Consider the following 20563-nt stretch of genomic DNA (forward strand, 5'->3'; position numbering starts at 1 on the left):
GCTCGCGTCCGGGCCTGGAACGACGGCTTCTGCCGTGGCCCGTCCGCACGTATCATCGGGCGGTGGAGACCTACCTGTCCTTCCTGCTGTTCGCGACGGTCCTCGCCGCGGCCCCCGGACCCGACACGTTCCTGACGCTGCGCGCGAGCGTCGTCGGCGGTCGTCGGCGCGGGCTGCTGACGATGGCTGGCATCACCCTGGCCGGCGCGATCCAGGGCGTCCTCGCGGCGGCCGGGCTGGGCGCCGTGCTCGCCCACTCCGAACCGGTGTTCCTCACGATCCGGTGGGCCGGTGTCCTGTACCTGACCTGGCTCGGCGTCAACGCGCTGCGCGACGCGCTGCGACGCGACGGCAGCGTGTGGGCCGTCGCCGGTGACGGTCCGCGGGTCTCCGGTCGGGCGGCCTTCCGCCAGGGGTTCCTGTGCAACCTGACCAACCCCAAGGTGCTGGCCTTCAACATCGCGGTGCTGCCGCAGTTCGTGGGGCAGGGGCAGGGCGTCCCGGCGCTGCTCGCCTACGCGATGACGCTCGTCGTGGTCGGCTCGGTCGTGCTGCTGACCGTCGTGCAGCTCGGATCGGTCGCGGCGCGCCACCTGACCCGCCCGCGGGTGCGGCGCGGGGTCGACGGCACGACCGGCCTGGTCATGCTGGGCTTCGCGACGGCGCTCGCGGTCGAGGCCTGATCCACGTGGAACCGAGCACGGCCGCCGATCCCGCGACGATCGCCGAGTTCTGGGCCGAGGTCGACCTCCCGGGCCCGGTGCCCGAGGCGTGGGCGTTCGGCGACCACGCCGCGCTCGCCGACGAGCTGCTCGCGCTGGTGCTGTCCGGCGCCAAGACCGCGACCGCCTCGTCGCTGTGGGACGTCGAGGCCGACGGCGACCCGGTCCCGCGCGTCGGTGACGTCTCGATCCTGCTCGACGGATCGGGTGACCCGCGAGGCGTCATCCGCACGACCCAGGTCCGGATCGTCCCGTTCATCGACGTCGATGCCGAGCACGCCCGGCTCGAGGGGGAGGGCGACCTCTCCCTCTCGCACTGGCGTGAGGGCCACGAGGCGTTCTTCCGCCGCACCGCGACCGACGGGCGTGACTTCGACCCGCGCATGCCCGTCGTCTGCGAACGCTTCGAGCTCCTGCACCCCACCACCGGTGGTTGAGGAACCCCCTTCGAGGCTCGTTCCTCGCACCTCAGGGGGCGGCGGCCTCTCCGCGCCCTGAGGTGCGAGCGAGGAACGAGGAGGCGGGTCCTGAGGTGCCGCGAAGAATGAGCGGCCTCGAAGGGCGAAGGGCGCACCTCAACCACCGGGGTGGGGGTCAGCCGCGTGCCGCCCACCAGGCGCGGAGGGCCTCGGCGGCCTGCTCCTCGCCGAGCGGCCCTCGGTCCATCCGCAGGTCGAGCAGGAAGCGGTACGCCTCGCCGACCTCCCGCCCCGGGGCGAGCCCCAGGATCTCCATGATCTGGGTGCCGTCGAGGTCGGGGCGGATGGAGTCGAGCTCCTCCTGCTCGCGCAGCACCGCGATCCGCGCCTCGAGGTCGTCGTACGTGCGCTGCAGCCGCGCCGCCTTGCGCGCGTTGCGGGTCGTGCAGTCCGCGCGGGTCAGCACGTGCAGCCGGTCGAGCTGCGGGCCGGCGTCGCGCACGTACCGGCGCACCGCCGAGTCGGTCCACTCGCCCGAGCCGTAGCCGTGGAAGCGCAGGTGGAGCTCGACGAGCAGGGCGACCTGGTCGATCACGTCGTTGCTGTAGCGCAGCTCGCGCAGACGCTTGCGCGTCATCTTCGCGCCCACGACGTCGTGGTGGTGGAACGTGACGGTGCCGCCGGTGTGGAACCGGCGCGTGCGGGGCTTGCCGATGTCGTGCAGCAGGGCGGCGAGCCGGATCACCAGGTCGGGCTGGCGCTCGAGCCGCGCCTCCAGCTCGATCGCCTGCTCGAGGACGGTCAGCGAGTGCTCGAAGACGTCCTTGTGCCGGTGGTGCTCGTCGTCGGTCAGGCGCAGTGCCGGGAGCTCCGGCAGCACGCGGTCGGCCAGACCGGTCTCGACCAGCAGGCGCAGGCCCGCGACCGGGTCCGCGGCGCACAGGGTCTTGTCGAGCTCGTCGCGCACCCGTTCGGCCGAGACGATCTCGATCCGCTCGGCCTGCGCCGTCATCGCGCTGACGACGTCCGCGTCCGCGGCGAAGCCGAGCTGCGCGACGAATCGGGCGGCCCGCATCATGCGCAGCGGGTCGTCGTCGAACGACTGCTGCGCGGTGACCGGCGTCGTGAGCCGTCGCTCGACCAGTGCCGTGTGACCGTCGAACGGGTCGACGAGCTTGCCCGTCGCCAGCACGACCGCCATCGCGTTGACCGTGAAGTCGCGCCGCGACAGGTCGCCGGCGAGCGTGTCGCCGAACGCGACGACGGGCTTGCGCGACGCCGCGTCGTACTGGTCGCTGCGGTAGGTGGTGATCTCGATCTGCTCGTCGCCCTTGCGCACGCCGATCGTGCCGAACTCGCGGCCGACGTCCCAGACCGCGTCGGCCCAGCCGGACACGATCTGCTCGATCTGCTCCGGCCGCGCCGAGGTGGTCAGGTCCAGGTCGTTGACGGGGCGCCCGAGGAGGGCGTCGCGGACGGGCCCACCGACCACCGCGATCTCGTGTCCCTGCGCAGCGAACAGCTCACCGAGCGCGACGAGGAGCGGGTGCTGGTGCAGCAGGGCGGAGGGCTCGGCGGAAGTGCCGGGCCCCGAGCGGCGAGACGGCTCGGAGGGCTCGGCAGGGGTGCCGGGCCCTGGGCGGCGAGACGGTACTGACACGGTGCGTGAGTCTACGTCCCGGCCCGCGGCCGGCGCGCACCCCTAACATGGTCCGGTGAGCCGCCCCCGTCCTGTGCGACCGACGCCGCGCGTGGTCGTCGCCGTGGCGGTGTGGTTGCTGGCCCTGGTGGTCGTGCCGCTCGCGCCGGCGCAGGCCGCCGACGACCCGAACGTCCAGGTGGCGATCGACTCGTTCTCTCCCGGACGGCTCGAGCCCGGGCAGCCCGTGACGATCATCGGCACGGTCCGCAACGACAACGAGATCGCCTGGACCTCGGCCCAGGCCTACGCGTCGATCGCCCGCCAGCCCGACACCAACCGGGCCGACCTCGTCGAGACGATCGCGGAAGGCACCGGGTTCTCCGGCTCCCGCATCGTGGACCTGGAGACGATCGCCGACCTCGGCACGCTCGAGCCCGGCGAGTCCGCGTCGTTCTCGATCACCGTGCCGTGGTCCGAGCTCGGCATCACGGCCGGTTCGGGCGTGCGCACCGTCGGCGTCCAGGTGCTGGGGACCGCACCCGACGGCACCCGCTCGACGACGCCGATCGGGCGCGCCGCGACGGTCGTCCCGGTCGCGGGCCAGGACCCGCCGGTGGCGATCCCCGGAACCCTCGCGCTGACGCTCGCGTCCCCCGTCGACCTCGCGGCGGACGGCACCATGACCGGGGTCGACGACCTCGTGGAGTCGACCAGCGCCGCCGGAGCCCTGCGGCGCGTGCTGGACCTCGCGCGGAGCATGCCGGTCGGCAGTGCCTCGCTGGTCGTCGACCCGCAGCTGCCGGACACCCTGTCGCGGCTGACGGACGAGGACGACGAGTCACCGGCCGACCCCGACGACCTCGCGCTGGAGGACAGCGACGTCGAGCGCCTCACGACCTTCGCCACCGACCTGCGCTCCGCGATGTCGACGATCCCCACGGTCCTGCTCGGCTACGGAGCGCCGGACGTCACGGCACTCGCGTCGACCGCGGGTGGCACCGAGCTCACGGCGCTCGTCAGCGAGCTCACGGCGCAGGTCGTCCAGACGCAGGAGATCCCCGGCACCCCCGCGACCTGGGTCCCCACGGGCGGTCTCAGCAGCTCGGTGATCCGTCTCGTCGCCGGGCAGCCGCTCGTCGTCGACGTCAGCGACCTCCCCGACTGGGAGGAGCGCGACGGATCGGTCGTGACGGTCGCCGGCGACGACGCGGCCACCACCGCGCTCGTGCGCCGCGACCTGTCGAGCTCGCTGCCCGGCACCGCCACCGCGGCGACGATCCGTCAGGAGCTGCTGGCCGAGCGTGACTTCGCCGAGCGCGATCGTGACGAGCACGACGACTCGCGCGCCGACGCCGTCGTCGTGACCCCGGCCGGCTGGGACCCGGGCGCCGCCTGGCGGTCCGCCGACCTCGCCGGTCTGTGGAACGCGGGCCTGCTGACCCCGCGGTCGCTCGACCTGACGTCCTCACCCCTGCTCCCGGAGATCCCGGTCGGGGCCGCCGCCCCGGCCGACACCGCGGTCGTCGACGCGGTGCGGGACCTGCAGATCGCCTCGTCCCGCCTGTCGTCGATCTCGACGACCGACGCGGTCGCCCGCGACGACGCGACCCTGATCGCCGACCTCCTGGGGCTGTCGCGACGCTCCGACCCGGCGTCCGCGATCGCCACGGCCCAGGAACGGCGGGCGGCGATCGAGGTCGACCTGACCCTGCCGACGATCGAGGGACCCCCGAGCTTCCTGCTGGCCGGGCGCGAGGGCCAGGTCCCGGTCACGATCGACAACCCGACCGACCAGGCGATCCGGGTCGGCATCCGCGTCAGCTCCACCAACCCGCAGCTGCAGGTCGACGACGTCGCGCCGGTCGACGTCGCGGCCCTGTCGCGCACGACCGTGACGATCCCGCTGGACGTCGGGCAGCAGAACACGACGTCGTTGACGGCCCAGCTCGTGACCCCCGACGGCACCCCGATCGGTTCCGTCGCCCGCTTCAACGTCCGGTCGAGCAACACCAGCACGATCATCTGGATCGCGATGGGCGTCGCGGGCGGTCTGCTGGTCGTCGCCGTCGCCCGTCGGCTCTGGCGTCGCAGCCGCGGCCTCGGTGGTCCCCGAGACGTCGCCGGGCCCGGCCCCGACGCACCCGAGGACCCGCCGTTCGACCACGATCCGTCCGCCGCCCGTGAGGTCGTGGATCCCGGACCGCCCGCTGCGGAGCCGCCACCCGCCTCGGTCCCGCCCGCGGTGCGGGCGGTCGACCAGGTCCAGGACGCGTCGGGGGCTGACGTGACCCGCGCCAGCGCGTGGATGGCGCTCGGCACGCTGGTCTCGCGGATCACCGGGTTCCTGCGTGCCCTGCTGCTGATCTGGGCCATCGGCACCGGCCTGAACGGCGACATCTTCAACAACGCCAACACCGTCCCGAACGCGCTCTACATCCTCGTCGCGGGCGGCGTCTTCAACGTCGTGCTGGTGCCGCAGCTCGTGCGCACGATGCGCAACGACGAGGACGGCGGCGACGCGTACGCCAACCGCGTCATCACGCTCGGCCTGCTGGTGCTCGGCTTCGCGACACTCGTGCTGGTCCTCGCCGCACCGCTGCTGGTCCGCCTGGTGTTCGACTCGCAGCTGTTCGCCGAGGGCAACGAGGGCCCGCGCTCCTCGGCCCTGCTGCTGATGTACCTGTGCGTGCCCCAGGTCTTCTTCTACGGCGCGTTCGTGCTCGTCGGACAGATCCTCAACGCGCGCGGGCGGTTCGGCCCGATGATGTGGGCCCCGATCGTCAACAACGTCGTCGCGTGCGTCGCGCTCGTCGGGTACATGGTGATGTTCGGGCGCGAGGGCGGGTCCAACGGTTTCAGCGTCGGTGAGTCCCTGGTGCTCGGCATCGGCTCGACGCTCGGCATCGTCGTCCAGGCTGCGGTCCTCGTGCCGTACCTGCGGGCGGCGGGCTTCCACTACCGGCCGCGCTTCGACTTCCGCGGCGTCGGCCTGGGCCACACGCTCAAGCTCGGTGCCTGGACGCTGGCCTCGATCGTCGTCAACCAGATCGCCTTCATCGTCGTCAGTCGACTCGGCACGGCCGGCAACCTGACCGGCGCCGCGACCGGCGAGACCAGCAGCGGCTCCGCGGTCTACAACCTCGGCTACATCGTCAGCCAGGTGCCGCACGGCGTCGTCACGGTCTCGCTCGCGACCGCGATCATGCCGACGCTCGCCGCGCTCGCGCACGCCCGTGACTACGACCGCTTCCTGTCGACGATCGCCGAGACCACGCGCACGGCCCTGTTCCTCCTGGTGCCGGTGGCCGTGGCGATCGCGTGCCTCGGGCACGACCTCGCGCGCAGCATCTCCCTCGGAGCCGCCCGCGCCGGCGGGGAGGCGATCGGCAACACGCTCGTCGCCCTGGCGCCTGCCGTGGTGGTCTTCAGCCTGATGTTCCTGCTGATCCGGGCGTTCTACGCCGACGAGGACACGCGGGTCCCGTTCGTCGTGCAGAGCATCGTCGCGGTGACGAACATCGCCGTCGCCGTCACGTTGACGCGCCACGTGGCACCCGAGCACGTCGCACCGGCGCTCGGGGTCGCGCTCAGCACGGCCTACCTCGTCGGCACGGTCTGTGCCCTGGTGTGGGTGCGCCGTCGCTTCGGGTCGATCGTCGACGCCTCCCTCGTCGGGTTCCTGGCGCGTCTGGCCGTCACCTGCGCCGGTGCCGCCTCCGCGATGCTGCTGGCCCGCGAGGCACTGATCGCGATCGGCATCGACTCCACGCGTCCCGCCGACGCGATCGTCCGGCTGGCCGTCGCCGGCGTGATCGGCGCGGGCACCTACCTCCTGGGCAGCCGGCTCGCCGGGATGGACGAGCTGCGCCGGCTCGGATCGGTCGTGCGCGGGCGCCGCTGAGACACGGCGCCGACGCCCACGACCGGTGACCGGTGTCGCGACCCGCCCGCCGGTAGACTCACGGGCGAACGAAGGGGTGCGCGGATGGCAGGACGACGGACACTGGTCTCCGGTGACGTCATTGCTGAGCGCTACCACCTGCAGGACCTGGTGCACGAACGACTCGGATCGACGACCTGGCGGGCCCACGACGCCGTGCTGTCGCGCAACGTCGGTCTGGAGCTGCTGCCGAGCAGCGACCCGCGCGCCCAACGCTTCCTGGACGCCGCGCGTGGCTCGACCGTCGTGTCCGACCCCCGCTTCCTGCGCGTGCTGGACCTGATCACCGACGACCACGGTCACCACATGATCGTGCGCGAGTGGGCCCGCGCGTTCCCGCTCGACGCCGTCCTCGGCCAGGCCCCGCTGCCGAGCTGGCGTGCCGCCGCGATCGTGATCGAGGTCGCCGAGGCGCTCGCCAACGCCCACGAGCGCGGCCAGCACCACCGCCGCCTGACCCCGCACCAGGTGCTGCTCAAGGAGTCGGGTGCCGTCCGCGTGGTCGGGCTCGGCGTCGCCACGGCGTTGGCCCCCGTGGGTGGGGCCGAGCAGCAGCCCGACACCGCCCAGCTCGAGCGGCTCGACGTCCAGAGCCTCGGCAAGCTGCTCTACGCCTGCCTCGTCGCTCGCTGGCCCGGCGGTCACGTCGACGGCCTGCGGGCCGCGCCCACCGAGCACGGCCGCGTGCTGCGCCCCCGGCAGGTCAGGGCCGGCGTCGACCGCGAGATCGACGCGATCTGCGACCGGATCCTCGGCAACCCGCCCGTGCACGGTCGTCGCCCCATCACCACCGCGACCGACGTCGCGCACGAGCTGCGGGGCGTGCTCACCCGGCTCGACCCGCACGACACCGCCGGCGGCACCACGACGTCCCCCGACCTCGTCCGGTACGACCCGGTCGTCGAGCCGCTCGGGCCCCCGCCGGGCCTCGAGCCGCCTCGGCCGCGACCCAAGGCGTACGCGCCCAAGCCGCCGACGACCCTCGAGCGACGCAAGGCACAGGCCCGCAACCTCACCAAGGGCGAACGGGGCCTGGTCCTGCTCGGAGCCGTGGGCGTGCTGCTGATCCTGCTCGTCATCGCCTTCATGGCCGGTCGCCAGGGCCCCATCCCCGACCCGGCCCCGCCGACGGCCTCCGCGACGGGCGACGTCGGCGTGCTGGCGATCGACCGCGCCATCGACTTCGACCCACAGGGCGACGGCAGCGAGAACGCCGACACGGTGGCGCAGACGATCGATGGTGATCCCGAGACGACCTGGACCACGCAGGCCTACCGCAACCGCGCCGACCTCGGCGGTCTGAAGGACGGCGTCGGGATCATCCTCGATCTCGGTGCCACGCGCCAGGTCGACTCGGTGCGGCTCAACCTCGTGGGAGCTCCCACCAGCCTGCAGATCCTCACCTCGGCACCAGGCGCGGACGCGCCGCCGCGGTCCCTTGACGGCCTCACGTCGGTCGCCTCGGTGCAGGACGGCGGCACCGACGTGACGGTCAGCCTGCCGGCCGGTACCAGCACCCGCTACGTCGTCGTGTGGCTGACGTCGCTGCCCCAGTCGGCCGCCGGTGAGTTCCGGGGCGAGATCGCCGAGGTCCGGGTCGACGGTCGCTCCTGACTCCCCGGGCCGGGGAATGTCCGACGACTAGGCTGTGTTGGAACAGGCGTCACCAGCAGAGAGCAGACCATGAGCACTGAGTCGTCCACCAACGGCGTCCGCAACCTGATCATCATCGGGTCCGGACCCTCCGGCTACACCGCGGCCATCTACGCCGCTCGCGCGAACCTCGAACCGCTCGTGTTCGAGGGTTCGGTCACGGCCGGCGGAGCCCTGATGAACACGACCGACGTCGAGAACTTCCCCGGGTTCCCCGACGGCATCATGGGCCCGGCGCTGATGGACAACCTGCGCGCGCAGGCCGAGCGCTTCGGCGCCGAGCTGGTCGCCGACGACGTCACCGAGGTCGACCTGACCGGTCCGGTCAAGACCGTCACGCTCGGCGACGGCAGCACCCACTCGGCACTCGCCGTCGTGCTGGCCACCGGTTCGGGCTACCGCAAGCTCGACATCCCCCGCGAGGACGAGCTCTCGGGCCACGGCGTCAGCTGGTGCGCGACGTGCGACGGGTTCTTCTTCCGCGAGCAGAACATCGTCGTGGTCGGCGGCGGCGACTCCGCGCTCGAGGAGGCCACCTTCCTCACGCGCTTCGCCAGCAAGGTCACGCTGGTCCACCGCCGCGACGAGCTGCGCGCCTCCAAGATCATGCAGGACCGCGCGATCGCCAACGACAAGATCGAGTTCGCCTGGAACTCCGAGGTCGCCGAGCTCCACGGCGAGCACTCCCTGGAGTCGGTCACGCTGCGCGACACCGTCACGGGGGAGACCCGGTCCCTCGACGCGACGGGCCTGTTCATCGCGATCGGCCACGACCCGCGCTCGGAGCTGCTGCGCGGCCAGGTCGACCTCGACGACGAGGGCTACGTCCTGGTCAAGCAGGGCTCGACCGCGACTAACATCGCCGGCGTGTTCGCCGCCGGCGACCTGGTCGACCACACCTACCGCCAGGCCATCACGGCCGCCGGTACGGGCTGCGCCGCGTCGCTCGACGCCGAGCGCTACCTCGCCGACCTCGAGCACGCGGGTGCCCCGGCACCCGACGCCGCGCTCGTCGACTGACCACCGCACCCACCCCGACCCGAGCACCAGGAGAAGAAACATGGCCACCATCAACGCCGTCACCGACGCCGACTTCGACGAGATCGTCCTGAACGCTCCGGGCCCCGTGCTCGTCGACTTCTGGGCCGACTGGTGCGGTCCGTGCCGTCAGCTCGCGCCGATCCTCGAGGAGATCGCGAACGAGAAGGGCGAGGAGCTGACGATCGTCAAGATCGACGCCGACGCCAACCCGGTCACGCCGGCCAAGTACCGCGTCACCGGCCTGCCCACGATCAACCTCTACAACGGTGGCGAGCTCGTCTCGTCGATCGTCGGCGTCCGCCCCAAGAAGGCCCTGCTGGCGGAGATCGACAAGCACATCTGATCCGTCACTAGATAAACAAATCCCCTTGTCGACAAATCGACAAGGGGATTTGTTTATCCCGGATGGCCCGGGATCTCAGTCCTTCAGGCGCTTCTGCGGGTCCATCAGCTCGACGATGCGCTCGAGGTCGTCGATCGTGGCGAACTCCACCGTGATGCGACCCTTCGTGCGACCGAGGTTGATCTTGACCCGGGTGTCGAAGCGCTCGCCCAGCCGGCGGGCGACGTCGTCGACACGGGGGGCCGACAGGGTCGGCGACGAGCGACGCGTCGCGGTGCCGGGCTCGTCGTCGGTCAGCGTCACGATCTCCTCGAGGGCGCGGACCGACAGGCCCTCGGCCACGACCCGCGTCGCGAGCCGCTCCTGGATCTCGGCGTTCGCGACCGTGACCAGCGCGCGGGCGTGACCGGCCGAGAGCACGCCCGCCGCGACGCGACGCTGCACCGCCGGGGTGAGGCGCAGCAGCCGCAGCGTGTTGCTGATCTGCGGACGCGACCGACCGATCCGCGTCGCGAGCTCCTCGTGCGTGCAGCCGAAGTCGTCGAGCAGCTGCTGGTACGCAGCCGCCTCCTCGAGCGGGTTGAGCTGCGACCGGTGGAGGTTCTCCAGCAGGGCGTCGCGCAGGAGGTCCTCGTCCTGCGTGTCGCGGACGACCGCCGCGATCGTGTCGAGCCCGGCCACCTGGTGGGCGCGCCACCGGCGCTCGCCCATGATGAGCTCGTAGTGGTCCGGCGTGACCTCACGGACGACGACGGGCTGCAGCAGGCCGATCTCCTTGATGGAGTGGACCAGCTCGGCCATGGCCTCCTCGTCGAAGACCGTGCGCGGCTGACGGGGGTTGGGCTCGATCGAGGTGACGGGCAGCTCGGCGAAGCGCGCGCCCTCGACCTGCTCCAGCCCAGCGCTCTCGGCCTCGGCCGGCGTCTGGGGGATCAGGGCCTCGAGGCCGCGGCCCAGACCACGCTGACGACGTCCACTCATGCGCGAGGCTCCTTCGGGTCGGCGCGCTCGGCGATCTCGCGCGCGGCTTCGATGTACGACAGGGCACCCGACGACGCCGGGTCGTAGGTCACGACGGTCTGGTGGTAGCTCGGTGCCTCCGAGATACGCACCGAGCGGGGGATCGCCGTGTCGAGGACCTCGCCACCGAAGTGCTGACGGACCTCGTTGGCGACGCCGGACGAGAGGTTGGTGCGACCGTCGTACATCGTGAGCAGGATCGTCGTGACGGCCAGCTGGGGGTTGAGGTGGGCCTTGACCAGGTCGATGTTGCGCAGGAGCTGGCCCAGGCCCTCCAGCGCGTAGTACTCGCACTGGATCGGGATCAGGACCTCGCGTCCCGCGACCATCGCGTTGACGGTCAGCAGACCCAGCGACGGCGGGCAGTCGATGAAGACGTAGTCGTAGCGGTCGCCGGCGTCCTCGGACTCCGCCAGGTACGACTGGAGCGCCTTGTCGAGACGGGTCTCGCGGGCGACGAGGGAGACCAGCTCGATCTCGGCACCCGCCAGGTCGATCGAGGCCGGCAGCACCGAGATGCTCTCGTGCGCCGGGCACGGCTGCACGAGCGCATCGATCGACTCACCCTCGACGAGCGCCTCGTAGACACCTGCGGTGCCCTCGGAGTGGGGGATGTCGAGGGCGGTCGACGTGTTGCCCTGCGGATCCAGGTCGATGACCAGGACGCGGAGGCCCTTGACCGCCATCGCGGCAGCAAGATTGACGGTCGTGGTCGTCTTGCCCACGCCGCCCTTCTGGTTCGCGACGACGAAGATGCGGGTCGCCGCGGGCTGCGGCAGGTGCACGATCGCGTCGACCTTGCGGGCGAGAGCGACGTGCTCCTCGGCTGCGCGCGCGAGGGGCGTGGGTTCGTCGGGATGCACCATGGTCATCTCCGCCTCCTGGTTTCACGTGAAACAGCGACCGCCATCGGGTGAGGGATCACCGGGTGAGCTCGACGACGGTGGTCGGCACCGCGAGATCACCATAGGTCTCGATACGGACGTCCGACACACCCAGCCTCCTGAGCATCGGTCGAGCCGCCTCAACCTCCTCAGGAGCCGAGCGTCCCTTCATCGCCAGGAGGACGCCTCCTGGAGCGACGAGCGGCCAGCACCACGTCGTGAGCTTGTCGAGCGCGGCCACGGCGCGCGCCGTGACGACATCGAACTGGCCGGCCTGGTCCTCAGCACGCGACCGCGAGATCACGACGTTCTCCAGACCCAGGTCCGCCACGACCTCCTCCAGGAACGACACGCGGCGGAGCAACGGCTCCACGAGCGTCATCTGGATGTCCGGACGAGCGATCGCCCAGACCAGGCCGGGGAGTCCGGCGCCGGTGCCGACGTCGGCCACCGTCACGCCCTGGGGGAGTCGCGGCGTGACGACGACGCAGTTCAGCAGGTGGCGGTCCCACAGACGGGGGACCTCGCGCGGGCCGATCATCCCGCGGTCAACACCCCAGGTGCTCAGCAGGTCGGCGTAGCGCTGCGCCTGGGTCCAGGTCTCGCCGAACAGCTCGGCTGCGCCGGCGGGAGGTTCCGTTTCACGTGAAACGGCCATCACGCACCGGCGGGGAGGACCACCACGAAGCGACGGGGCTCGTCACCCTCGGACTCACTGCGCAGGCCGGCCTCGGCCACCACGTCGTGCACGATCTTGCGCTCGAACGCCGACATGGGGGCCATCTCGATGCGCTCCGATCCGTCACGCACGGCAGCGACCGCGCCCGACGCCTCTTCACGCAGGGCGACACGACGACCCTCGCGGTAGCCGGCGATGTCGAGCATCAGCCGGCTGCGCTCACCCGTCTGGCGGTACACAGCAAGACGCGTCAGCTCCTGGAGGGCGTCGAGCACCTGTCCGTCGGAGCCGACGAGGTGCGTCAGTCGGCCGCCGACGATCGACACCGCAGCACGATCGCCGTCGACGTCCATGTCGATGTCGCCGTCGAGATCGGCGATGTCCAGCAGGCCTTCGAGGAAGTCCGCGGCGATGTCGCCCTCGGCCTCCAGCTTGGTCGCATCGGTGCTCATCGAGCGCCACCCTTCTTGCGTTGGTTTCGAGTCTGCTTCTTCGGCTGCTGACGCGGCTTGGGCTTCACGATCTCGTCGACGACCGTGCTCGGGTCGTCAGCGACGTTCTTGCCCTTGGCGGCGTCGCGCTGCTGCTTGGCCTTGAAGGCCGGGGTTCCCGGGGCGGGGTTGCGGCGGATGACATAGAACTGCTGACCCATGGTCCAGAAGTTCGAGGTGACCCAGTAAAACAGCACGCCCATCGGGAAGAAGATGCCGCCGATCGCGAAGACCGGGGGAAGGATGTAGAGCAGCATCTTCTGCTGCTGCGCGTACGGACCGTTCAGCGCATCGGCCGGCATGTTCTTGGCCATCAGCTGACGCTGCGTGAGGAACTGGGTCGCGCACATCACGACCACCAGGAAGATCGCGATGATGCGCGTCTCGAGGTGCTCGGCGTTCATGAACGTGTCGGCGATCTTGCCGCCGAGGAACTCCGCGTTCCGCAGCGACTCCGCATCCGGACCCGACAGGAAGCCCTTCGCACCCTCGGCACCGTTCTTGGCCGCCTGGTCGATCGTGCGGAACAGCGCGAAGAAGATCGGCATCTGGGCCAGCAGCGGCAGGCACGAGGCGAACGGGTTGGTGCCCGTCTCCTTCCAGAGCTTCATCTGCTCCTGGGTCAGGCGCTCGCGGTCGTGGCCGTACTTCTTCTGCAGCTCCTTGATCTTGGGCTGCAGCAGCTGCATGTTCCGGCTGCTCTTGATCTGCTTGACGAACAGCGGGATCAACATCGCCCGGATCGTGATCGTCAGACCGATGATCGACAGGACCCACGTCCAGCCGTCGTTGATACCGGGCACGTGCTCCCACACCCAGTGCCAGCCCAGCAGCACGGCAGACACCGCGTAGTACAGCGGTGTCATGATCGCCGAACCGATCGCGCTGAAGATCTCCACGTTTACTCCTCAGTGGGACACCGGCGAGGTGGCCGATGTCGGGGGGACGGGGTCGTACCCGCCAGGGCTCCAGGGGTGGCACCGCAGCAAGCGTCGCAGGGCGAGCCACGAACCGCGGAACGCACCGTGCGTCTCGACGGCGCCGAGGGCATAGGCCGAACACGTCGGATGGTACCGACACACCTGTCCGTACAGGGGACTGATGGCAAAGCGGTAGGCCTTCAACAGGCCGATCAGCAGCAGGCGGAGCATCGGGGGCTCAGACCCGCGCGGCGGTGGTCCGCCGCTCCGCGCGCCGCAGGCTGCCGACCGCGTCGGCAGCCAGGTCGGTGCTGTGGGCGGCGGGCGCCAGCGCACGCACCACGACGCGCGCGCCCTGCGGCAGCGTCGCGAGCTCGTCGCGCAGTGCGTGACGGATGCGTCGCTTGACCCGGTTGCGCACGACCGCGTTGCCGACCTTCTTGCCGACGACGAGCCCGACGCGGACGTCGGGCTCGTCGGTCAGCGCGAGGTGCGTGACGAGGGTGCTGGTCGACGCCGAGGCGCCGCGACGGATCGTGCGACGGAACTCGTCGCCGTCACGCATCCGCGCCGCCTGGGGGAGCACCGATCAGGCGGAGAGCTTCGCGCGGCCCTTGCTGCGGCGCGACGCCAGGATGGCGCGGCCGGCACGCGTGCGCATGCGGAGGCGGAAGCCGTGCTTCTTGGAGCGACGACGGTTGTTCGGCTGGAAAGTGCGCTTGCTCACGGGTGTGTCCTTCTCGAGGGGAAATCAATGATCGAATCGACGATCACCGCTCACCCACGACATCGCCGGACGAATCCGCCCGGGTCGCGGGTACGCGGCCAACGGTCGCGCGACTGTCCAACGGTACGGGGGTCCTCAGACAGTGGTCAAACCGACCGTCCTACTCCTGCGCGCCGTAGCACGTCCACACGACACGCCGCACGTCCTCCGAGATTGTGCAGAACCGGCTTGTGTGGGGTCCCAACCCGCTGCTAGCGTCACCGCGGTACCAAGTTGTCCACAGTTCAAAGTGGTCCGGGCCATCTACGTGCACACCATGTGGAAAACCGTGTGGACCCAATGGAGGCCACATGTCCGACGGATCCGCGTCTACCTCGGAGGCTGATCTCTCAGCCGCCTGGCAGGCCGCCGTCGACCGCCTCTCACCCGGTGCTCGTGTGTGGGTCTTTCCCGCCGTGCCCCTGAGCTTCCACAACGACATCGTGATCGCCGCGGTGCAGAACGACCTCGCCCGCGCGCAGCTCGAGAGCCGCGTCCGTCCGGTGCTGGAGCAGGCACTCAGCCGCGAGCTCGGCACCGAGGTGCGTCTCGTCGTCACGATCGACGCCAGCATCAGCCCGCCCGAGCCGCTCGCGCTCGAGGACCCGCCGGGCCGGTACTCCGCGCTCGACGACGACGAGGACGACGACGAGGACCACTTCGTCCCGCAGTGGGGTCCGGCACCGACCCCGGTCACCGGACGTCCCGCGAACATCGCCGAGGCCCGGCTCAACCCGCGCTACCTCTTCGAGAACTTCGTCACCGGCTCGTCGAACCGCTTCGCCCACGCGGCAGCCGTCGCCACGGCGGAGGCGCCGGGCAAGGCGTACAACCCGCTGGTCATCTACGGCGACTCCGGCCTCGGCAAGACGCACCTGCTGCACGCGATCGGCCACTACGTCCTCGGCCTGTACCCGTCCTCGCGGGTGCGGTACGTCAACACCGAGGAGTTCACGAACGACGTCATCAACGCGATCGGCGAGCGGCGCACGGGCGAGCTCAAGCGCAAGTACCGCGAGATCGACGTGCTCCTGGTCGACGACATCCAGTTCATCGAGGGCAAGGAGGCGACGCAGGAGGAGTTCTTCCACACGTTCAACGCCTTGCACAACGAGAACAAGCAGATCGTCATGACCTCGGACCGCCCGCCGAAGAACCTCAAGACGCTCGAGGAGCGGCTGCGCAACCGGTTCGAGTGGGGCCTCACGACCGACGTCACCCCGCCCGAGCTCGAGACCCGCATCGCCATCCTGCGCAAGAAGGCCGCGAACGACGGCCTCACCGTGCCGGCCGACGTGCTCGAGTTCATCGCCAGCAAGGTGCAGACCAACATCCGCGAGCTCGAGGGCGCCCTCATCCGCGTCACGGCCTTCGCCAACCTCAACAAGACGCCGGTCGACATGAACCTGTCGCAGATCGTCCTGAAGGACCTGGTCAGCGCCGGCGGCGACCCCGAGGTCACGAGCGCGCTGATCATCGCCCAGACCTCGGCGTACTCGGAGTTCTCGATCGAGGAGATCTGCGGCACCAACCGGCAGCGCGACCTCGTGCTGGCCCGCCAGATCGGCATGTACCTGTGCCGCGAGCTCACCGAGATGTCGCTGCCGAAGATCGGCCAGGAGTTCGGCGGGCGCGACCACACGACCGTGATGCACGCCGTGCGCAAGATCGGTGCCCTGATGACCGAGAAGCACGCCGTCTTCAACCAGGTCACCGAGCTGACGAACCGCATCAAGCAGCAGGCCCGTCAGTCCTGAGCCGTCGTCCGGCCCTCGTCGATCGCCCGCTCTGCGCGATCGTGTCGTTCTCGTGACCCCGAAATCCCTGTGCACAGCTGGGGACAGGGTTGTGGGTAAGTCTCCACCTCAGGTGGATACAAGATGACGGCATGTGAACGCGGTGTGAACCCCCACGCGCCGTCCACACCCCCACGGGGCGGACGCCCGAGGTTGTCCCCTGCTCGTCCACCGGCCGATCTGCCACCTGACCAGCACGAATGTCATTTCTCCACAGGATCCACAGGTGCTACGACTACTACTACCGAGTTAGACATCCAAAAACTCGTCGAAGGGGTCCAGTCGCCCTGTGTGTGGACAACGGACACCGGGCTCGCCCTGGCCTAGGATCGTGCCCGGTGCCGTGGCAGGATGCAGACACCGTCACCCGCTTACGCCCGAAGCCCGAAAGGCCGCTACGTGAAGTTCAGGATCGAACGCGACACCCTCGCTGACGCTGTTGCCTGGACTGCCCGCAGCCTTCCGGTCCGTCCGAGCGTCCCGGTCCTCGCCGGTCTCCTGATCGAGGCGGGCACCGACGGCCTCACGCTCTCGGGCTTCGACTACGAGACCTCCACCCGGGCGACCCTGCCGGCCGAGGTCAGCGCCGACGGTCGCGCCCTGGTCAGCGGCCGGCTCCTCAGCGAGATCGTCAAGTCGCTCCCGGGCAAGCCGGTCGACGTCACCCTCGACGGCACCAAGGTGCGGGTCGAGTGCGGCAGCGCCCGGTTCAGCCTGCAGACCATGCCGGTCGAGGAGTACCCGCGCCTGCCGCAGATGCCCACCGCCACCGGCACCGTCAAGGCCGACTCGTTCGTCACCGCGGTCCAGCAGGCGGGCGCCGCCGCGGGTCGCGACGAGATGCTGCCCCTGCTCACGGGCGTGCGGCTCGAGCTCGAGGGCTCCACGATCTCGCTCATGGCCACCGACCGGTTCCGCGCCAGCCTGCGCGACCTGCAGTGGTTCCCCGAGGCCAGCGACCTCTCGGCCCGGGCGCTGGTGCCGGCCCGCGTGCTCGGCGAGACGGCCCGATCCTTCGCCGGCGGCAGCGACATCTCGATCGCGGTCTCGTCGGGCGAGTCCGGCGACGGCCTCATCGGCTTCGAGGGCACGGTCGGCAACGGCACCCGTCGCACCACGACCCGCCTGCTCGAGGGCGACTTCCCGCGCGTCCGCCAGCTGTTCGCGGCGACGCCCGAGACCATCGCCTACGTCGCGACGCAGGACCTCGTCGACGCGGTCAAGCGCGTTGCGCTCGTCGCCGAGCGCAACACCCCGGTGCGTCTGTCGTTCTCCGAGGGCACGCTGCTCCTCGAGGCCGGCACGGGCGACGAGGCCCAGGCCAGCGAGTCGATCGAGGCCACCGTCAACGGCGGCGACATCTCGATCGGCTTCAACCCGTCGTACCTGCTCGAGGGCCTCGGCGTGATGTCCGACCCCGTCGTGCACCTGGCCTTCACCCAGCACACGAAGCCTGCCGCGATCAGCGGTGTCGGCGAGATCGGCGCGGAGCCCGACGGCGCGTTCCGCTACCTGATCATGCCGGTTCGTCTCCAGACCTGACTTCCCCCTTTTGGAGGGCACGATGCACCTCGGACTCATCGGCTTGGGCAAGATGGGCGGCAACATGCGTGCGCGCCTGCGCGAGCACGGCGTGACCGTGACCGGTTACGACCGCGACCCGGAGGTCAGCGACGTCGCGTCGCTGGCCGAGCTGGTCGAGTCGCTGCCCAGCCCCAAGGTCGTCTGGGTCATGGTGCCCGCCGGTGACGCGACCCGCGCGACGGTCACCGAGCTCGCCGACCTCCTCGGTGAGGGCGACATCGTGGTCGACGGTGGCAACTCGCGCTGGACCGACGACATCGAGCACGCCGAGCAGCTGTCCGCGAAGGGCATCGGCTACCTCGACTGCGGCGTCAGCGGCGGAGTCTGGGGCCGCGAGAACGGCTATGCGCTGATGGTCGGTGGCGACGCCTCCGACGTCGCCACGGTGCAGCCGGTCTTCGACGCCCTGCGCCCCGACGCGGCCGAGGGTGCCGAGAAGACCGGCGGCTTCGTCCACGCCGGCAAGGTTGGCTCCGGGCACTTCGCGAAGATGGTCCACAACGGTGTCGAGTACGCCATGATGCAGGCCTACGCCGAGGGCTTCGAGCTGCTCGAGAAGACCGACCTCGTCGACGACGTCCCGGCCGTGCTCGACTCGTGGCGCGAGGGCACGGTCGTCCGCTCGTGGCTGCTCGACCTGCTGGTGCAGGCGCTCCAGGACGATCCGGGTCTGTCCAAGATCCGTGGCTACGCCGAGGACTCGGGCGAGGGCCGCTGGACCGTCGAGGCCGCGATCGAGCACGCCGTGCCGATGCACACCATCGCGGCGTCGCTGTTCGCCCGGTTCCAGTCCCGTCAGGACGAGTCGCCCGCGATGCAGGCCATCGCGGCGATGCGTCAGCAGTTCGGTGGTCACGCCGTGCGTGCCGCGGCGGAGCCCGGCACGGGTGAGCCGCCCTCGGCGAGCTGACGTGCACGTCGCCCGGCTCTCCCTGCACGACTTCCGCTCCTACGCGGACGTCGACGTCGAGCTCGCGGCCGGGCCCATCGCGTTCATCGGCGCGAACGGTCAGGGCAAGACCAACCTGGTCGAGGCGGTCGACTACCTGGCGCGGCTCGACTCGCACCGCGTCTCGACCGACACCCCGCTCGTGCGGGCGGGCACCGAGCGCGCGGTCGTGCGCGCGGAGGTCGTCCGGGGCGACCGCTCGGCGCTGATCGAGGTCGAGATCAACCCGGGCCGGAGCAACCGGGCGCGGGTCAACCGCTCCGACCTCCCGCGGGTGCGCGACCTCCTGGGCACGGTGCGCACCGTGCTCTTCTCGCCCGAGGACCTCGCACTGGTCAAGGGCGATCCGTCCGATCGCCGGCGCTTCCTCGACGACCACCTGGTCATGCAGTCGGTGCGTCTGGCCGGCGTCAAGGCCGACTACGAGCGCACGCTGCGCCAGCGGAACACGCTGTTGAAATCAGCAAGAGGTCGACAAGTAGATTTGTCGACTCTTGAGGTCTGGGACGAGAAGCTGGCCCAGCTCGGTGGGGAGATCACGGCCCGTCGGCTCGCCGTGCTCGACGAGCTGGCACCGCACCTGGCCACCCGTCACGCCGGTGTGGCCGCCTCTGCGGCCGAGGCTCGCCGCGACGTCTTCGCGACCTACGTGGCCAAGACCGGTGTGCCGCACGACGAGCACCCTCGCGACGTCGACGCGTGCCGCGAGCTCCTGCTGCGCACGATCAACGACCGCCGCCGCGACGAGCTCGACCGCGGCGTCACGCTCGTGGGTCCGCACCGCGACGACGTCGAGCTGCGCATCGGCGATCTCCCCGCCAAGGGGTACGCCAGCCACGGGGAGTCGTGGTCGCTCGCGCTCGCGCTGCGACTCGCGTCCTTCGACCACCTGCGGGCACCCGAGCACGGCGACGACGACCCGATCCTGATCCTCGACGACGTGTTCGCCGAGCTCGACACCGGCCGTCGTGACCACCTCGCCGCGATGGCCGAGGGCGTCGAGCAGGTCTTCGTCACGGCGGCCGTCCCGGGCGACGTGCCTCCGGGACTGCGGGGACGCCGCTTCCGGGTGGCCGACGGCAAGGTCCTCGATGACTGACCCGGCCGAGCCCGCCGAGCCCGTCGAGCCCGCCAAGCCGGTCGACTGCGACGACCCGCTGCGGCTGGCCCGCGAGATGGCCGAGTCGTACCGCGCGGCCGAGCCGGGTCAGGTCCCCCGTCGTCGGCCACGTCCGAAGCGGCGGCCGCAGCAGGCCGGCGGGCAGCGTCACGACCGTGACGACGCGGTGCCGCTCGCCTCGGCGCTCGGCGACCTCGTCGACCAGCAGGGCTGGACCGACCAGCTCGCCGCATCGCGTGTCTTCACCGACTGGTCCTCGATCGTCGGACCCGACATCGCCCAGCACTCGCTGGTCGACGGCTACGCCGACCAGGTCGTGTCGGTCCGCACCGACTCCACCGCCTGGCGCAAGGAGCTGCAGCTGCTCGCACCGCGCATCGTGGCGCGGCTCAACGACGAGCTCGGGCAGGGATCGGTCATCCGCATCGACGTGCGCGGACCGGAGGCCCCGTCCTGGAAGCACGGCAAGCGCGCGGTCCGCGGGGGCCGTGGCCCGAGGGACACGTACGGGTAAACAGCCGGCGGTCACGTCCCCGCCCCCTGAGGTGCGACGAGGAACGAGGAGCCTCGAAGGGGGCACCTCGACCAGGGTCG

Annotated in this window: 20 protein-coding genes; 11 read left to right on the forward strand and 9 right to left on the reverse strand. The window is 70.8% G+C overall.

The annotated features are described in order from the left end of the window. The first annotated feature begins 62 nt into the window (after positions 1-62). Together ABD127_RS13880 and ABD127_RS13885 are read left to right on the forward strand one after the other, a co-directional pair. Entirely contained in the window at positions 63-683 is a 621-nt protein-coding gene (locus ABD127_RS13880; RefSeq protein ID WP_344202552.1) for a LysE family translocator, read from the forward strand. 5 nt (positions 684-688) lie between these two features. Further along, positions 689-1159: an ASCH domain-containing protein gene (locus tag ABD127_RS13885; RefSeq protein WP_344202554.1), complete on the forward strand. Its 471-nt coding sequence runs from the start codon at positions 689-691 to the stop codon at positions 1157-1159. Positions 1160-1316: 157 nt separating this feature from the next. Here ABD127_RS13885 and ABD127_RS13890 read toward each other — a convergent pair whose 3' ends face one another. Continuing rightward, complete coding sequence (locus ABD127_RS13890) at positions 1317-2702, reverse strand: CCA tRNA nucleotidyltransferase (RefSeq protein ID WP_344202632.1); 1386 nt, start codon at positions 2700-2702, stop codon at positions 1317-1319. A gap of 154 nt (positions 2703-2856) precedes the next feature. On the opposite strand from ABD127_RS13890, the gene murJ reads away from it, so the two are divergent. The 4 genes from murJ to trxA all read left to right on the forward strand — a co-directional run bounded on the left by murJ (position 2857) and on the right by trxA (position 9760). After that, positions 2857-6684, forward strand: a complete 3828-nt coding sequence (gene murJ / locus ABD127_RS13895) for a murein biosynthesis integral membrane protein MurJ (protein WP_344202556.1) — start codon at positions 2857-2859, stop codon at positions 6682-6684. 84 nt (positions 6685-6768) lie between these two features. Continuing rightward, complete coding sequence (locus tag ABD127_RS13900; protein ID WP_344202558.1) at positions 6769-8337, forward strand: protein kinase family protein; 1569 nt, start codon at positions 6769-6771, stop codon at positions 8335-8337. Between the two features lie 69 nt (positions 8338-8406). Beyond that, positions 8407-9396, forward strand: coding sequence for a thioredoxin-disulfide reductase (gene trxB, locus ABD127_RS13905; RefSeq protein WP_344202559.1), 990 nt, complete (start codon positions 8407-8409; stop codon positions 9394-9396). Between the two features lie 40 nt (positions 9397-9436). Further along, a complete protein-coding gene (trxA, locus tag ABD127_RS13910; protein WP_344202560.1) occupies positions 9437-9760 on the forward strand; it encodes a thioredoxin in 324 nt (107 codons plus the stop codon). Positions 9761-9835: 75 nt separating this feature from the next. Here the strand turns inward: trxA and ABD127_RS13915 are convergent, their stop codons facing one another. The 8 genes from ABD127_RS13915 to rpmH are packed head-to-tail and all read right to left on the reverse strand — an operon-like array spanning position 9836 to position 14481. Continuing rightward, positions 9836-10741: a ParB/RepB/Spo0J family partition protein gene (locus ABD127_RS13915; protein WP_344202562.1), complete on the reverse strand. Its 906-nt coding sequence runs from the start codon at positions 10739-10741 to the stop codon at positions 9836-9838. Then, on the reverse strand, positions 10738-11652 hold the full coding sequence (locus ABD127_RS13920) for a ParA family protein (RefSeq protein WP_344202564.1): 915 nt from the start codon (positions 11650-11652) through the stop codon (positions 10738-10740). Before ABD127_RS13920 ends, ABD127_RS13915 begins: the two co-directional genes overlap by 4 nt. Positions 11653-11701: 49 nt before the next feature. Next, positions 11702-12322 (reverse strand): 16S rRNA (guanine(527)-N(7))-methyltransferase RsmG, encoded by a 621-nt coding sequence (gene rsmG / locus ABD127_RS13925; RefSeq protein WP_344202566.1) that lies wholly within the window; start codon positions 12320-12322, stop codon positions 11702-11704. Next, positions 12322-12795 carry a Jag family protein gene (locus tag ABD127_RS13930; protein ID WP_344202568.1) on the reverse strand — a complete coding sequence of 158 codons (474 nt, stop codon included), beginning with the start codon at positions 12793-12795 and terminating at the stop codon, positions 12322-12324. The genes rsmG and ABD127_RS13930 overlap by 1 nt, the downstream gene beginning before the upstream one ends. Further along, positions 12792-13700, reverse strand: a complete 909-nt coding sequence (gene yidC / locus ABD127_RS13935) for a membrane protein insertase YidC (protein WP_344202634.1) — start codon at positions 13698-13700, stop codon at positions 12792-12794. The genes ABD127_RS13930 and yidC overlap by 4 nt, the downstream gene beginning before the upstream one ends. Positions 13701-13742: 42 nt before the next feature. Next, positions 13743-13985, reverse strand: coding sequence for a membrane protein insertion efficiency factor YidD (gene yidD / locus ABD127_RS13940; protein ID WP_344202570.1), 243 nt, complete (start codon positions 13983-13985; stop codon positions 13743-13745). 7 nt (positions 13986-13992) lie between these two features. Next, entirely contained in the window at positions 13993-14340 is a 348-nt protein-coding gene (gene rnpA, locus ABD127_RS13945; RefSeq protein ID WP_344202572.1) for a ribonuclease P protein component, read from the reverse strand. A 3-nt stretch (positions 14341-14343) separates the two neighbouring features. Further along, the gene (gene rpmH, locus ABD127_RS13950; protein WP_344202573.1) at positions 14344-14481 is read right to left on the reverse strand and encodes a 50S ribosomal protein L34; all 138 of its coding nucleotides are present in this window, start codon (positions 14479-14481) and stop codon (positions 14344-14346) included. A gap of 350 nt (positions 14482-14831) precedes the next feature. Between rpmH and dnaA the strand changes: the two genes are divergently transcribed. The 5 genes from dnaA to ABD127_RS13975 all read left to right on the forward strand — a co-directional run bounded on the left by dnaA (position 14832) and on the right by ABD127_RS13975 (position 20483). Then, positions 14832-16277, forward strand: coding sequence for a chromosomal replication initiator protein DnaA (gene dnaA / locus ABD127_RS13955; protein WP_344202575.1), 1446 nt, complete (start codon positions 14832-14834; stop codon positions 16275-16277). Between the two features lie 438 nt (positions 16278-16715). Further along, positions 16716-17858 carry a DNA polymerase III subunit beta gene (gene dnaN, locus ABD127_RS13960; protein ID WP_344202577.1) on the forward strand — a complete coding sequence of 381 codons (1143 nt, stop codon included), beginning with the start codon at positions 16716-16718 and terminating at the stop codon, positions 17856-17858. A gap of 22 nt (positions 17859-17880) precedes the next feature. After that, positions 17881-18810, forward strand: a complete 930-nt coding sequence (gnd, locus tag ABD127_RS13965) for a phosphogluconate dehydrogenase (NAD(+)-dependent, decarboxylating) (RefSeq protein WP_344202579.1) — start codon at positions 17881-17883, stop codon at positions 18808-18810. A gap of 1 nt (position 18811) precedes the next feature. Then, entirely contained in the window at positions 18812-19948 is a 1137-nt protein-coding gene (recF, locus tag ABD127_RS13970; protein ID WP_344202580.1) for a DNA replication/repair protein RecF, read from the forward strand. Then, positions 19941-20483, forward strand: coding sequence for a DciA family protein (locus ABD127_RS13975; RefSeq protein WP_344202581.1), 543 nt, complete (start codon positions 19941-19943; stop codon positions 20481-20483). Before recF ends, ABD127_RS13975 begins: the two co-directional genes overlap by 8 nt. The last annotated feature ends 80 nt before the right edge of the window (positions 20484-20563 follow it).

The sequence above is a fragment of the Aeromicrobium alkaliterrae genome, assembly GCF_039529015.1.
GTDB lineage: Bacteria > Actinomycetota > Actinomycetes > Propionibacteriales > Nocardioidaceae > Aeromicrobium > Aeromicrobium alkaliterrae.